14 protein-coding genes and 1 pseudogene are annotated in these 14,221 nt (G+C 71.1%); 6 read left to right on the top strand and 9 right to left on the bottom strand.

From position 1 onward, the window contains the following. From IEZ03_RS38365 to IEZ03_RS34925, 5 genes and pseudogenes are all read right to left on the bottom strand, one after another. A pseudogene (locus tag IEZ03_RS38365) lies at nucleotides 1–218 on the bottom strand (hypothetical protein); the annotation flags it as partial. A 546-nt stretch (nucleotides 219–764) separates the two neighbouring features. Next, entirely contained in the window at nucleotides 765–1,463 is a 699-nt protein-coding gene (locus IEZ03_RS34910) for a hypothetical protein (RefSeq protein WP_184889884.1), read from the bottom strand. A 283-nt stretch (nucleotides 1,464–1,746) separates the two neighbouring features. Further along, on the bottom strand, nucleotides 1,747–2,856 hold the full coding sequence (locus tag IEZ03_RS34915) for a ferritin-like domain-containing protein (RefSeq protein WP_184889886.1): 1,110 nt from the start codon (nucleotides 2,854–2,856) through the stop codon (nucleotides 1,747–1,749). Nucleotides 2,857–3,043: 187 nt separating this feature from the next. Beyond that, complete coding sequence (locus tag IEZ03_RS34920; RefSeq protein WP_229808775.1) at nucleotides 3,044–3,652, bottom strand: LURP-one-related family protein; 609 nt, start codon at nucleotides 3,650–3,652, stop codon at nucleotides 3,044–3,046. Nucleotides 3,653–3,698: 46 nt separating this feature from the next. Further along, nucleotides 3,699–4,322 (bottom strand): TetR/AcrR family transcriptional regulator, encoded by a 624-nt coding sequence (locus IEZ03_RS34925; protein WP_132048231.1) that lies wholly within the window; start codon nucleotides 4,320–4,322, stop codon nucleotides 3,699–3,701. Between the two features lie 153 nt (nucleotides 4,323–4,475). Between IEZ03_RS34925 and IEZ03_RS34930 the strand changes: the two genes are divergently transcribed. Together IEZ03_RS34930 and IEZ03_RS34935 are read left to right on the top strand one after the other, a co-directional pair. Continuing rightward, on the top strand, nucleotides 4,476–5,792 hold the full coding sequence (locus IEZ03_RS34930; RefSeq protein WP_184889888.1) for a GH1 family beta-glucosidase: 1,317 nt from the start codon (nucleotides 4,476–4,478) through the stop codon (nucleotides 5,790–5,792). A gap of 67 nt (nucleotides 5,793–5,859) precedes the next feature. Beyond that, entirely contained in the window at nucleotides 5,860–7,581 is a 1,722-nt protein-coding gene (locus tag IEZ03_RS34935; protein ID WP_184889890.1) for a protein kinase domain-containing protein, read from the top strand. 11 nt (nucleotides 7,582–7,592) lie between these two features. On the opposite strand, the gene IEZ03_RS34940 is transcribed toward IEZ03_RS34935, so the two are convergent. Continuing rightward, entirely contained in the window at nucleotides 7,593–8,138 is a 546-nt protein-coding gene (locus IEZ03_RS34940; protein ID WP_184889892.1) for a hypothetical protein, read from the bottom strand. 165 nt (nucleotides 8,139–8,303) lie between these two features. Between IEZ03_RS34940 and IEZ03_RS34945 the strand changes: the two genes are divergently transcribed. Further along, complete coding sequence (locus IEZ03_RS34945) at nucleotides 8,304–8,498, top strand: hypothetical protein (RefSeq protein ID WP_184889894.1); 195 nt, start codon at nucleotides 8,304–8,306, stop codon at nucleotides 8,496–8,498. Between the two features lie 10 nt (nucleotides 8,499–8,508). On the opposite strand, the gene IEZ03_RS34950 is transcribed toward IEZ03_RS34945, so the two are convergent. Beyond that, entirely contained in the window at nucleotides 8,509–9,735 is a 1,227-nt protein-coding gene (locus IEZ03_RS34950) for an ROK family transcriptional regulator (protein ID WP_184889897.1), read from the bottom strand. A gap of 261 nt (nucleotides 9,736–9,996) precedes the next feature. Here IEZ03_RS34950 and IEZ03_RS34955 point away from each other — a divergent pair, with 261 nt between their 5' ends. Beyond that, nucleotides 9,997–10,560, top strand: coding sequence for a dihydrofolate reductase family protein (locus IEZ03_RS34955; RefSeq protein WP_184889898.1), 564 nt, complete (start codon nucleotides 9,997–9,999; stop codon nucleotides 10,558–10,560). Nucleotides 10,561–10,594: 34 nt separating this feature from the next. On the opposite strand, the gene IEZ03_RS34960 is transcribed toward IEZ03_RS34955, so the two are convergent. Together IEZ03_RS34960 and IEZ03_RS34965 are read right to left on the bottom strand one after the other, a co-directional pair. After that, a complete protein-coding gene (locus IEZ03_RS34960; protein ID WP_221480932.1) occupies nucleotides 10,595–11,104 on the bottom strand; it encodes an MBL fold metallo-hydrolase in 510 nt (169 codons plus the stop codon). A gap of 78 nt (nucleotides 11,105–11,182) precedes the next feature. Then, nucleotides 11,183–11,947 (bottom strand): endonuclease/exonuclease/phosphatase family protein, encoded by a 765-nt coding sequence (locus tag IEZ03_RS34965; RefSeq protein ID WP_184889900.1) that lies wholly within the window; start codon nucleotides 11,945–11,947, stop codon nucleotides 11,183–11,185. A 159-nt stretch (nucleotides 11,948–12,106) separates the two neighbouring features. Between IEZ03_RS34965 and IEZ03_RS34970 the strand changes: the two genes are divergently transcribed. Both IEZ03_RS34970 and IEZ03_RS34975 read left to right on the top strand, forming a co-directional pair. After that, a complete protein-coding gene (locus IEZ03_RS34970; RefSeq protein WP_184889902.1) occupies nucleotides 12,107–13,213 on the top strand; it encodes an LLM class flavin-dependent oxidoreductase in 1,107 nt (368 codons plus the stop codon). Next, nucleotides 13,210–14,220: an AraC family transcriptional regulator gene (locus tag IEZ03_RS34975; RefSeq protein ID WP_184889904.1), complete on the top strand. Its 1,011-nt coding sequence runs from the start codon at nucleotides 13,210–13,212 to the stop codon at nucleotides 14,218–14,220. Before IEZ03_RS34970 ends, IEZ03_RS34975 begins: the two co-directional genes overlap by 4 nt. Nucleotide 14,221: the final 1 nt, after the last annotated feature.

The following is a 14,221-nucleotide window of genomic DNA, read 5'->3' on the forward strand; positions in this document are numbered from 1 at the left end:
GTCCCGCCGCGGGCCGCGCGCGTCGGTTCGGCGCGCGGTTCGTCGGCGAGCGGGTCCGCGGCCGTCGGCTCCGTTTGCGCCGCCCGCGCCGTTCTCGCTGGGCCGTCGCTCCTGACCAGGGCGAACGCGCCCAGGCTGAGGACCGCGACCGCGGCACCGGAGATGATCAGAATCGTTCGTAGGCGTGCTCGAAGAAGACGCCTGACAGGGCTACCCACAGAGGTGTCCTTTGATCGGGGACAGGTCCCCGGACGCCCGGCGTGTCGTAACGCCGTGCTCGCGGCGCGTTCAGGCGACGTCGACCGTCCCCGAATCCCCCGCCGCCCGCGGGCTCGTGGGCCCGCACGCGCCGATCCCAAGGCGCGTCCGCGTCAGCGCGGTCTGGCGTCCGGCAGGTGCGGCTGGAAAGGCATCTTCTTTTTTTGATCACAGAGACGCCGCACCGAGCGACCGCTTTCGCCGTTGCCGGCCCCCGGCAGATGACCTCTCTGGCGGGCGGGCCGGACGAAAGCGGTCCGTGGATGACCGTACGTTGCGTCTCGCGTTAATCAAGACGCAGAGCCCTGGTTTGTGGGGTTTGTCACCCGACCTTTTGCCCTGCGGAGTTGCTCGGAAGCGGCGCGTAACCGGGCAAGATGATCGTCTTTACCTGCGCGAGAACCGCGATCTCGGACATATAACTAGCACCGCGCGGATAATGAAAACGGAGCGTCCCGCAGATGTTACGACATCCGCGAAACGCCCCGTTTTGATCAGTGCTGGGATCAGCCGAGACCGGGCACGGCGGGCAGCTCCACACCGGACGAGTCCAGCAGCGACACCGGGCCGTCCCCCTTGGTCGCGGTGCGCTCGCTCGCCTTCAGCACGCGCACGACCTTGCTGACGCTGTTCCCCGCCTCGTCGAGCTCGCCGCCGGCCCGGTCGACCACGCCGTCGGCCTGGCCGAGCAGGTCCCCCGTCGGGCCGGGCTTGGCGGCCCGCGCGTTCGGCGGGAAGAGGGTGGTGCCGACCGGCAGCCCGGCCGGGCCGGCCGCGCCGAGCGTGGCCGGGACGTCCGTCAGCAGCAGGCTCACCGGCGACTCGGCCTGGCGGGCCTCGCGGAGGCCGCCGCCCCCCAGGGTCTGGCCCAGGCCGACGTTCCCGAGGAGTGACGTCAGGCCGCCCAGGTCGCCGGTGGGCACCGCGCCCCCGAGCGGGTCGGGGTTGGCGCGCAGGCCGGACCCGGCCCCGGTGCTCCCGAGCACGCCGTCGACCCTGTGCGTGGCCTTCTCGGCGGTCTGCCCGGCGGTCCGGGTCACGGACTCCGGGAGCGCCCGGGTGACCGGCGCGGCCTCCGCGTAGCCCTCGTAGAGGAGCTCGGTGGACGGGCCGGGCGCGGCGTGCGCGGGCGCGGCCGCGACGGCGAGCGCGGCGGCCGGCACGAGGACGGAGACGCTCAGCAGGCTCTTGACGGATCGGTACATGCTTCCCCCCGGGAGTTCTTCGGATTTGACCCTGCACGTGTGATGTGGCACGTGATGTGCGCCCCGCGGTCGGCAGTTTCCGGCGCACCGTCGACCGGCGACGCTAGTACAGCCCGGAGACGCGCACGGCCATTTGGAGAAGCAATTGGTAAACCCCATATAGATCTACGGATTCGTTCACCGGAAAACCCGGGGCCGCCAAATGGCGACAAGGTCCGACAAACAATCCGGGCATACGAAACGGGGACGCCCCGCAGGGCGTCCCCGTCCGGTACGTGCCCGGCTACTCGGCGGTGCCGCCGAGCGCGATGGCCTCGTCGACCTCGTCCTTGCGCGCGGCGAGTTCGGCCGCGTAGCGCTCCTCGTCGACCTTCTCGGCGATCTCCTCGTCCTGCTTCATGAGCGCCTCGAGGTCGGCCTTGGCATTGTCGAGGACGCCCATGTCGGCGTAGGCGGCCTGCACCTTGTCGCCCCACAGCCCGACGTCCCGGACGCACGGCACGATGCGGCTGAACAGCAGCGACTGGTAGAGCGTGTACATATCCGAGTTGTCGACGTATTCCATGCACTTGTCGACCGGCATGTCGAGCTGCTCGAAGATCTCGCGGCCCTTGAAGCGGTCCCGCATCAGGTAGCAGCCCTCGACGACGAACTCCTCGCGCTCGGCCCGCTCCTTGTCGGTGAGCTCGGCGTAGTAGTCCTTGAGCGCGAGCCGGCCGAACGCCACGTGCCGCGCCTCGTCCTGCATGACGTAGGCCAGGAGCTGCTTGACCAGCGGGTTCGTCGACATGTCGCGGTAGAGGCCGAACGCCGCGAGCGCGAGCCCCTCGATCAGGACCTGCATCCCGAGGTAGGGCAGGTCCCACCGGCTGTCCTCCAGCGACTCGGCGAGCAGCTTCGCCAGGTCCTGGTTGACCGGGTAGTACATGCCGATCTTCTCGTGCACGAACTTGGTGTACAGCTCGACGTGCCGCGCCTCGTCCATCGTCTGGGTGGCGGCGTAGAACTTGGAGTCGAGGTCCGGCACGGTCTGCACGATCCTCGCCGACACGTTGAGCGCGCCCTGCTCACCGTGCAGGAACTGGCTGAACAGCCACGATCCCTGGTGCCGCCCGAACTCGTCGCGCTCCTTCTGCGACATCTTCTCCCAGATGTCGGAGCCGAAGAGCGGGTTGAAGTTCTCCGGCAGGCCGGCGATGTTGACCGGATCGACCTCGAGATCCCAGTCGATGCGCTTCTGCGCGTCCCACTGCTTGTCCTTGCCCTTCTGGTACAGGTTCAGCAGCCGGTCGCGGCCCTCGTCGTATTCCCAGGTGAAGCGGGTGTCACCGGCCATGGGGACGTTCCACGTCTCCGTCGGCACCGGCGTGGAGTAGAGGTCGTAGGAACTCACGGGGGATCCTCCTCGGGGGGATGACGCCGCGCGATCGCGACGCGGGTGTGCTCCGCCCACGGCTTTACATACCTTCGTAACATGTAAAGCCCGCGGAAACCAGACCCGGCGGGAGCCCCGCGCCCTCAGCCGGCCCCCCGGCCGCCTCTTTCAGTCGCCTGCGACCCCGCCTCCCGGCGCGCTCGGCTCAGCGGGATTGGAGGGCGTCCAGGCCGACGGCCTGGGCTATCACCAGGCGGCGGTCCAGGCGCGGGTCGTGGATCTCGACGACGTAGCGGTCGCGGATGCCGAACTTCTTGTCGACGGAGAAGACGAGCTGGTCGCCGGCGTGGAAGTCGAAGTGGTACGGCCACGCGAACGGGAGCGCTTCCACCCAGGGGATGAACTGCCAGACGCGCCGCAGGACGGCGAGGGCCTTGTTGCGCTCGCTGCCCGTCGTCACGCCGAGGCCGGGCTGTTCGAGGTGCCACGTGGAGGCGAGGAGCGACTTCTTGAAGTCCTTGCGGAAGACTCCGATCGCCCGCCCGTCGGCGTCCGTGATGTCGTACGCGGAGGCGAGGTCGATGCGCTTGCGGGCCTTGAAGCCGAGGATCGGCCGGGACTTCGTGTCGTCCGTGTAGAGCGTGACCTGCTCCTTGAACGCCATGCGCTTCTGCTGGGCGAAGGCGAGCAGCTCGCCCTCCTTGCCGCCCGGCGCCTCGGCGTGCACTTCGTACTGGTTCACCATCAGGCGTATCCGCTGCCTGATCAGCAGCCTGCTGTGCGCCTGGAGCCCTTGTACGTCCAGCGGACTCACCCGTTCCTGAGCCTTTGCGAGATCTGTCACGGATGAGTGTGACAGGTCAGGAATCTTCGATGTGCGAGGCGAGGTAGCTGTGGATGAGCCGCTCCGCCTCGGCGACGATCACCGGGTCGCCGGCCGGGTCGCTGCGGAACGCCATCTTCAGGACGGCGTCGCCGGCCTCCACCGAGATGGCGAGGGCGGTGGCCAGGCCGGGGGTGTCCCGCAGGTCGAAGGTCTCGACGATCATCTGGCGGAGCGTCTCGGCGACGACCGCGTTGTTGTCGGCGTCGGAGTCGAGCAGGTTGACGTCCGCGACGTCGCCGAACCGCAGGATGCGGAAGCCGGGCACGGTCCGGTGCATCTCGACGAAGATCTCGATGATCGCGCCGACCGTGTCGGACCATTCGGCGAAGTCGCCCTCGGCCAGCCGCGCCGAGACCCGCTCCCCGAAGACCTCCAGGTTGCGCAGGGCCAGGGCCTGCGCGACCGCGCGCTTGTCGGGGAAGAACTGGTACACCGAGCCGATCGCCACGTCGGCGCGCTGGGCGATGCGCGTCGTGGTGAGGCCGTCGTAGCCGTCCTCGTCGAGGATGTCCGCGCAGGCGTCGAGCATCCGCTGGACGCGTTCGGCACTGCGGCGCTGGGCTGGACGACGGCGGAGCGGAGTCCGGATCTCGGTCACCCCACCATTGTCACCCCAACGCGGCGGACCTCGGCATCCGCGGGCCGGCGGTCGCCCCCCGGGGTCAGGTGAGTCTTCCGCGCACACCGCCCGAACCCCTAATATCCGAAGGCTATTCGCGTTTTCGCGCGGGTCATGTCGAGGAGGGGCGCGATGGGGCTGCCGGAAGGGTTCCGCTGGGGTGTCGCCACCGCCGCGTACCAGGTCGAGGGCGCGGTGGACGAGGACGGGCGCGGCCCGTCCACCTGGGACACGTTCTCCCGCACGCCGGGACGCGTCCGCGACGGCCACACCGGCGACGTCGCCTGTGACCACTATCACCGGTGGCCCGCGGACGTCGCGCTCATGAGGGACCTCGGCGTCGGCTCCTACCGGTTCTCGATCGCGTGGCCGCGCGTCCAACCGGCCGGGATCGGCCCCGTCAACACGAAGGGGCTCGACTTCTACGACCGGCTGGTGGACGGCCTCCTCGCCGCCGGCATCTCCCCCGCCGCGACGCTCTACCACTGGGACCTCCCACAACCGCTCGAAGACGCGGGCGGCTGGATGGAACGTGACACCGCCTACCGGTTCGCCGAATTCTCCTACCTCGCCGCCGAGCGGCTCGCCGACCGCGTCGACATGTGGATAACCCTCAACGAGCCGGTGGTCGTCATGGCCTACGGCTACGCGTTCGGCGTCTACGCCCCCGGCCGGGCGCTCATGCTCGACGCGCTCCCCACCGCGCACCACCAGCTCCTCGCCCACGGCCTGGCCGTCCACGCCCTGCGCAGCAGGAACGCCCGCAACGTCGGCCTGACGAACCACTACTCCCCGGCATGGGCGGCGACCCCCGAGGACCAGCCCGCCGCGGACGCCTTCGACGCGTTCATGAACCGGCTGTTCACCGAGCCCGTCCTGACCGGCCGCTACCCCGATCTCATGGACGGGGCGCCGTTCGTCCGCCCCGAGGACCTCGCCGTCATCGCCGCCCCCCTCGACTTCCTGGGCGTGAACTACTACCAGCCGACCCGGCTGGCGACCCCGTCCGAAGGGCCGCTCCCCTTCGACATCCTGGACATCACCGAGTACCCGACGACCGGGATGGGCTGGCCGATCGTCCCCGACGCGTTCCTGTCACTGCTGCGTACGCTCGACTCCAGGTACGACCTGCCGCCGCTCTACATCACCGAGAACGGCTGCTCGTTCCCGGACGAGATCGGCCCGGACGGCACCGTGGACGACTCCGCCCGCATCGACTTCCTGGACGCCCACATCAAGGCCATGCGGACCGCCATCGACGAGGGCATCGACATCCGCGGCTACTACGCGTGGTCCCTCCTGGACAACTTCGAATGGTCGGAGGGCTACCACCCGCGGTTCGGCCTCGTCCACGTGGACTACGCGACCCAGAAGCGCACGCCGAAGAAGTCCTTCACCTGGTACCGCGACCTCATCGCGTCCTCCCGCGAGCCCGCCGGATCGCGCTGAACCCGCGGGCGCGGCGCGGGCGATCATGGATAGCCTGCTCACGCCGCTTCCGCGTTGGAGGTAACGAATGCCCGGCACCCGCCCGCTGCGCCCGAACGACCCCCGGGAGGTCGGCGGTTTCCGGCTGACCGCCCGGATCGGGGCGGGCGCGCAGGGCAGCGTCTTCCTCGGGGAGTCCGGCACCGGGCAGCGGGTCGCGGTGAAGCTCCTGCACGCGGACTTCCGGAGCGACGCCCGCGCCCGCACCGCGTTCGAGCGGGAGCTGGTCGCGGCACGGAGCGTCGCCCCGTTCTGCACCGCGCCCATCCTCGCGGCCGACGCCGACGCCGAGCCGCCGTACATCGTGAGCGAGTACATCGAGGGACCGTCGCTGCGGGAGCTGGTCACCGGGCGCGGCGCGGTCGGCGGCGCCGAGCTGACCGGGCTCGCCATCGGCACCGCGACCGCGCTCGCGGCGATCCACGAGGCGGGCGTCGTCCACCGCGACTTCAAGCCCGCCAACGTGCTGCTCGGCGCGGACGGCCCGCGGGTCATCGACTTCGGCATCGCCCGCTCGCTGGACGCCACGTCCGCCACCATGACCGGCGCCGTGGGCACCCCGGCCTTCATGGCGCCGGAGCAGGTGGCGGGATCCGCGGGCGGCGCGCCCCTGGACATGTTCGCGTGGGGCTGCACCATGGCGTTCGCGGCGAACGGGACGCCGCCGTTCGGCGGCGACTCCGTCCCGGCGATCATGCAGCGGATCCTGCACGGCGAGCCCGACCTGGGCGCGCTGGCCGGCGACCTGCGCGACCTCGTCGCGTCCTGCCTGGCGAAGGAGCCGGCGAGCCGTCCCACCGCGATCCAGGTGCTGCAGCGGCTGCTCGGCACCGGTTCCGACGCGGACCTCCTGGCGGAGGGCACCTCCGCCGCCTCCTCGGCCCTGCCCGCGGGCGCGCCGCCCGCGCGGGAACCGGCCGGCGAGCCGGGCACCTGGCCGGGGGCCGCGGCCACCGCGCCTCCGTTCCCGCACGCGCCCCCTGCCGCGGCGTTCCCGCCCCCCGTACCGGCTCCGGCCGGGCATCCGTACCCGGCTGCTCCGCGGCGGGGCAACCGGCCGCTGGTGATCACCGCCGTGGCCGCGTCCTTCGTGCTGCTGGCCGCCGTCGGGGTCGCCGCAGCGGCGGTCTACTGGCGACTGAGCGGAACCGCCGAAGGCGGACGACCGGTGACTCAGGTGACTCCCACGGCCGCCGCCGCCCAGGGCTGCACCTATACGCCCGCCAGCGGCGACATCAAGGACGTCGGAACGCCCCCGTCCGAAGCCTCGCGGCTTCCGTCCACCGCCACGATTCGGACCAGCCTCGGCGCGGTCGAAGTGGAGTTGGACGCCGCGAAGGCCCCGTGCGCGGTGAACTCCCTCGCCTTCCTCGCGAGCAAGAACTTCTACGACGACACCGAGTGCCACCGGCTCACGACGAACCCGACGCTGAAGGTCCTGCAGTGCGGCGACCCCTCGGGCAGCGGGACCGGCGGCCCCGGCTACCAGTTCGCCAACGAGAACACGACCGGCGCCCGCTACTCCCGGGGCGTCGTGGCGATGGCCAACGCGGGGCCGGGCACCAACGGCAGCCAGTTCTTCATCCTCTACGAGGACGCTCCGAACCTGCCCGCGAGCTACCCGGTCATCGGCCGCGTCACCGGCGGCATGGACGTCGTGGACAAGGTCGCCGAGGCGGGCTTGAGCAGCGGCGCCGACGACGGCGAACCGAAGCAGCCGATCACCATCACCGACCTCCGCACGAGCTAGCACGCCGCTAGTCAGCGAACCGGCGCCGCCGCGTCAGTCAGGGAGGGGGCCGGGCGTGCGGTGCGGCGGCGGTAGTAGTGGAAGGTCACGACCGCCAGCAGCGGCCCCCAGGCGAGGCAGGGCGCGTATGCGGCGGTCATCACGGTCTCCGCGAACCCGTCCGGGCTCCCGGGCAGCGCCATGGCCTCGTCCCAGACGAACGCCGTGTCCACGCTGAGGTAGGTGACCGCGGCGGCGCCGAGCGACGCCGCCCCGACGGCGAACGAGACGGGCACCCGGCGCCCCGCGATCAGCGGGAACCAGCGCGGGAAGACCTCGCCCCAGGGGCGCACCAGCCCGATCGCGAGCAGCGCGAACAGCTCGGCGAGGATGCTCAGGGAGAAGACGTAGGGCGTCCCGATCGGGTGCGGGAAGTCGGTGAGCTCGCTTCCGTTCCCGAAGCCCATCGGCCCGCCGAGGCCGAGCGCGATCCGCCATATTCCGGACGGCAGCACGGTGAACGGGATGATGTGGGCGACGACGTCGGCCCATCGGGGAACCGGGCGGGCGGTGGTCATGGCGTCCTCCTCAGTGTGAACGCCTTCATGCTCCGCGGCGCGCCCCGGGTCGAGCCTCCCTCCCCGGAGCGGCACCGCTCCCCCGCGGGAGTGAATCGCGGGGACTAACCCCGCTTTGCCGCGCGTTGACCAGGGTGACGACCACGCAACCGGGGAGGAGACCCGATGGCCTTGAAGCGCCCGTCCTTCCTGCCGTCTCTGGAGCAGCTCGAGCGGCAGGCCCAGGAGCGGTCGTCCCACCGCAGCCGTCCCGGGTCCATGTTCGACCACCCGACGGCCAAGGCCGTGTTCATCGCCGTCCTGGTGGTGACCGTCCTCGCGCACCTCATCGGCGGCATCGTCTTCCTGGTCCTCGACTAGCGCGCCGAGCTCAGCGGCTCAGCGCGCCCAGGGGGTCGGCCAGCAGCGCGGCGAAGCCCAGTTCGGCCGCGCCCGCGAGGGTCGAGTCGTACCCGAGCGCCGCCGTCCGGAGCGCGACGCGCTCCCGGGAGACCGGCAGGACGCTGTTCTGCACGCGGGTGTCCACCTGCGCCGCGGCGCCGCGGTAGATCTCGCTCAGCATGCCGCCGAAGATCACGACACCCGGGTTGAACAGGTTGATCAGGTTGGCGACGCCGATGCCGAGCCAGTCGCCGACCCGGTCCAGCGCCGCGCGGGCGGCCGCGTCGCCGCGCTCCGCCGCCTGCACGACGCCGCGCACGCCCTCGCGGCCGAGCGGCCCGCCGGCGCGTCCGGCCGCCTCCAGCAGCGCCTCCTCGCCCACCTCCGCCTCCAGGCAGCCCCGCGAACCGCAGTTGCAGGGCCGCCCGTCGTAGGGGTTGACGATCATGTGCCCGAGTTCGGCGGCGTAGCCCTCGTCGCCGTCCAGCAGCCTGCCGCCGACGATGATGCCGCCGCCCACGCCCACGTCGCCGTGGAGGTAGACGAGGTTCCTGCTGCCGGCGCCCGCGCCGCGCTCGTGCTCGGCCAGTGCGCCCAGGTGGGCCTCGTTGCCGACGGCCACGGGCAGCCCGAGCCCGAGGCGGCGGCCGAGCGCCGGGCCGAAGTCGAGATCCGTCCAGCCGATGGTGGGCACCAGCCGCACCTTCCCGTCCGCGGCCCTGATCAGGCCGCAGTAGGACGCGCCTACGCCGACGCACGTCGCGTCCGGCGGCGCGGCGGCCACGAGCTCGGCACCGAAGCCGGCGAGGACGGTGACGACCTCGTCCAGGTCGTCGTTGCCGCGGCGCCGTGCCGCCTCCCTGCGCTCCAGCACCGTGCCGCCGAGCCCCACCCTGGCGGCGACGAGGCGGTCGACCGCGACGTCGAAGGCCAGCACGTACACCTGGCCGGTCTCGGGACGGACCACCAGCGACGGCCGCCCGGCGCGGCCCGTCGTCGCCGACGTCTCCTCGCGCACCAGGCCCGTCGCCGCGAGCTTGCTGATCAGCGTCAGGATCGTGCTCCGGTTGACGCCCATCCGGTCGGCGAGCTCGGTGCGCGACACCGCGCCGTCGCGGTGCACCTCCCGCAGCAGGACCCCGAGGTTGCGCCGCCGCGACACCTGCGAAACCAGCCGTCCCGTGCCGATGGCCCCCGACACGGTCGAGGACGACATGGCTCCTCCTCTCCCGACGTGACACCGCCAAGTTACCCAAGGGCGCCCTTCCCGTCGCCCGCCCGGCCCGGCTCCGGCGCCCGCCGTGCGACGATCGGACACCGGGCGTTCCAGTGATTCACCTGCCCGTTCGGGCACGTCAGGTGGCGCGGGACGGCACCCGTAAAGATTCCGTAAACGGGTTCCGCCAGTGTTCGGGCTATCGGGACGGCGGGGTCCGCCGCCCCGGCCGGCACGACCTGACTCGAAAGGACGAAACCCATGCGCAAGCTCAAGCTGCAGGTCCAGACCTCCCTCGACGGCTACATGGGCGGCCCGAACGGCGAGATGGACTGGATGACCTTCCCCTGGACCGACGACATCAACGCCTACCTCGACGAGCTGTCCGGGTCGGTCGACACGATCGTGCTGGGCCGCAAGCTCGCCGAGGGCTTCATCCCCGCCTGGGAGAGCGGTCCGGAGGGCGAGGACCAGAAGTCCATCGACTGGATGAACAACACCCCCAAGGTCGTCATCTCCGACTCGCTCACCGAGTCGCCGTGGAAGAACGCCACCGTCGCCGGGGGCGACCTCTCGGAGATCGTGAACGGGCTGAAGGCGCAGCCCGGCGGCGACCTGATCGCCTACGGGGGCAGCACGCTCGTGACGAACCTGATCGCGCGGGAGCTGATCGACGAGCTCCACCTGCTCGTCAACCCGGCCTCGCTGGGCGCGGGGCTGCCCGTGTTCCCCGACGTGGACGGCCACCAGCGGTTCCAGCTCGTCGCGGCCCGCCCGTTCGACTGCGGGATCACCGCCCTGCACCTCGAACCGAAGCGCTCCTGACCGCCGCCGACCGCTCGCGTCGGTCGGGCCGGGATCAGTTGGCGGACGCGGCGGACAGGCGGTACGTGGTGCCGCTGCTGCCCTGCACCCAGGCGTCGGGCAGGGCGGCGGCCAGCGCGTGCTGGGCGCGCCAGCCCGTGCAGTGGCCCGGGACCACGAGGCTCGGGGCGAACTCGGTCAGCGCCTGGACGGTGGGCGGGATGATCGGTTCGAACGCCGGGCCGCCCAGGTGGAACCCGCCGAGGAGGCCGTGCAGGCGGTCGACGCCGGTCAGCCGCTGCGCGTGCCGGACGATGTTGACCGCGCCCGAGTGCCCGCAGCCCGTCAGCACGACGAGCCCCCGGTCGCGGACGTTCACGATGAGCGCCTGGTCGTCGATCACCAGCGGGTCGTGGACCCACTCGCTGCCCGTCCACGCCTGGTGCGGGGGCGGCATTCCGCGCTCGAACTCGGTGGTGCGGTCGCGATCGGGTCGACCGCCGTCCCCGCCGCCGGGCGCGGCATGGCCGCCGAAGCCTCCCCGGGTGTGCCCGCCGTCTCGCACATACCGGCAGCCTAACGCCCGGGGAGCCGGGTCCCACGGCCGCGGCGCCCGCTCGATGATCATGGAGGTGGGGCCGGGTCAGGCCATGGTGGTGATGGTCGCTTCTATGCCGTAGTGGTCGGACAGATACGTCTCGGTGCCATCGGGAAGGCGGATGCGGTCCTTGAAGACCACGCGGGTGGTGGCGTCCATGCCCGGCCTAATGAGCATTTGGTCAATGGGCCCGATCGCGGCATAGTCGGGGTTGTAAGTGGTGGCCGTGTCACCGTTCAGCGCGTCCCGCAAACCGGCGGCGGACGCGAAATCCTGGAACAGGCGATGGTCGCGGGGGACGTTGAAGTCGCCCATGACGACCATGGGTTCTGCCGCGTCCACCCTGCCGATGTGGGCGGCCAGTTCGCGCAGTTCGGATTCCTCGGTCTTCGTGTAGACGTTGGACGGCGCCCAGTCCATGTCCATGTTCGCGGAGAGATGCGTGTTCACGACCGTCAGGAAACCGCCGGAGGCGGGCAGGCGGACGCGCGTGAAAAACGCGCCCTTGCGCATCAGCCATTCCGGGCGCGCCGGGCGGGTGGGCTTGAACGCGCGGTAGTTCCGGCGGACGATCGGCAGGCGGGACAGGGTCACCAGACCGCCGCGCACCACGGGGAAGGCCGACGCGTGCGCCACGTGCGGGTACGACTTCACGGCACGCCGGAGACGGGCCAGGTTCAGCGGCGATATGACCTCCTGGAGACAGACCACGTCGTAGTCGGCCTCCTCCAGGATTCCGGCCAGCACGCCCAGCCGGGCCCGCGAGTTGCCTTGGAACAGCGTGTTGAGGGTGAGGACCCGCGCCTTCATAGTCCCTCCGGCGTGCTGCGCCGCACGTCATCCCACCTGGCCATGCGCATCACTCTACGGGCACGCCGCTCTGTGCGTGCGGAGCATTGCCCGCCGTCCCGGACGCTTCCGATACTGGGCGGGCAATGCCGGACGCGGCACGGACGAAGAGGGGTCGGCATGGGTTTCCAGCTGGGCTTGTTCTCACCGAACACCGAATCGGGGCTCGCGATCACGAACGCCCCGGAAAGGTGGCACGCGACCTGGGACGACAATCTCCGTCTCGCCCGGCTGGCGGATGAGAAGGGCATCGACTTCCTGCTGCCCGTCGCGCGCTGGACCGACTGGGGTCCCGGTACCGACTTCCACAGAAGCGCCCTCGACCCGCTGGTATGGGCGTCCGGGCTGCTGGCCGCCACGAGCCGCATCCGCGTTTTCAGCACCGTCCACACCGCGTTCCACCATCCGGTCGTCGCGGCCAAGCAGCTTGCGACCGCCGACCATCTCAGCAAGGGCCGGATCGGGCTGAACATCGTCGCGGGGTGGCACGCTCCCGAATACGAGATGTTCGGGCTCACCCTGCCCGACGACCACGACACGCGGTACGCGCTCGCGCAGGAATGGTGGGACGTCGTCAAACGCATCTGGTCGGTCGACGAGCCTTTCGACCACGAAGGGGAGTTCTTCCAGCTGAAGAATGTCGTGGGGAGACCCAAGCCGTACAACGGGCACGGCCTCCCGGTCATCAACGCGGGCTCGTCCGCGCAGGGCCGTTCCTTCGCCGCACGCAACGCCGACCGCGCGTTCACCGTCGTCGGCGGCCCCGATGACGGGGCGGAGATCGTGCGGGCCATCCGCGCGGAGGCCGCGTCCCACGGCCGGGCGGTCGGGGTCTTCACGCTCGGCCACGTGGTGTGCCGCCCGACGAAGGCCGAGGCGGAGGACTTCCTGCGCTACTACGCCGACGAGCACGCCGACTGGCCCGCCGTGGACGAGGTGATGCGGCTGCAGGGCCTGCACGCGCAGTCGTTCACGCCCGAGATGCTGCAGGTCTACCGGGGAAGGTTCGCCGCCGGCCACGGGAGCTGCCCGCTGGTCGGCGACCCGGACACCGTCGCGGACGCCCTCGCGGAGTTCGCGAGTGCGGGATTTGACGGTATCGCTCTGTCGTTCCTCAATTACGCTGACGAACTTGGCTACTTCGCGGACGAGGTCATGCCACGGCTACGGGCGCGGGGTGTCCTGTCCACCGACCCTCAGGAAACGGCCCCACCGACACGACCATGACTGCTCCCGAAACCCCGCCGCCCCTGTCCGCTCACCAGCGGGTCGCCAGCAAGGACATCGGCGTCCTGCACGACACGGTCGAACCGTTCGCCGTAGGGCACGACCTCCATGCCCGTGAGCCGGACGTCCCGTTAAACGGCTTGGTGAACGCCGTCGGCGTGGGCGCGGTCACCCTCGTGTGGGTGCGCTACGGGGGCGGCGGGGTCATCGTGGACACGCCTCCGACCGAGGGGCACTTCGCCATGTGCGCGCCGATCGCGCCGATGGGCGTCGAGTACCAGGCCACGAAAAGCCGCGACACGGCAGGCGGGAGCCTCGTCCTGTCGCATGACGAGGCGATGCGGATGACGCCCGACCCGCTGCTGGGGTGCCTCGTCATCGCCACGAGCACCGGCCGGCTCGCCGACCACCTCGCCGGGCAGCTGGGGCGGCGGCACACCCCGCCGCTGCGTTTCCACAGCGTGGACGGCCCGGCGATCCTGCCGTCCTCGATCGTGGAGCGCACCTGGCGGCACGTGTGCGGCGTGCTCGACCACGTCACGGCGGAGGAGGAGGGGCAGTTGCACCCGCTGGCGGCGCGGAACCTGGAGGAGTCGCTGCTCACCGCCGTCCTCCTCGGCCTCCCGCACACCGCCACGGAGCGGCTCGCGGAGGCGCCGCCCCGGGCCCCGCACCATCTCGCCGGGGCGATCCGGGAGTGGATCGAGGCCCACCACGACCGTCCGATCGGCGTCGTCGACATCGCCACGGCGGTGGGGATCGGTGTCCGGCAGCTCCAGACGATCTGCCAGGACCAGTGGGGGCTGACCCCGACGCAGCTTCTTCGCGGGGTCCGTCTCGACCATGCCCGGACGGCGCTCATCGAGGCCCGGCCGGGTCCGCGCACGGTCACCGATGTCGCCGGTGCCGCCGGATACGTCCACATGAGCCGGTTCGCCGCCCACTACCGGCAGCGGTTCGGAGAGACCCCGACACAGACCCTCAGGCGGAGCGGGCAGCTCGTCTGAG

The organism is Actinomadura livida, from assembly GCF_014648675.1.
Lineage (GTDB): Bacteria > Actinomycetota > Actinomycetes > Streptosporangiales > Streptosporangiaceae > Spirillospora > Spirillospora livida.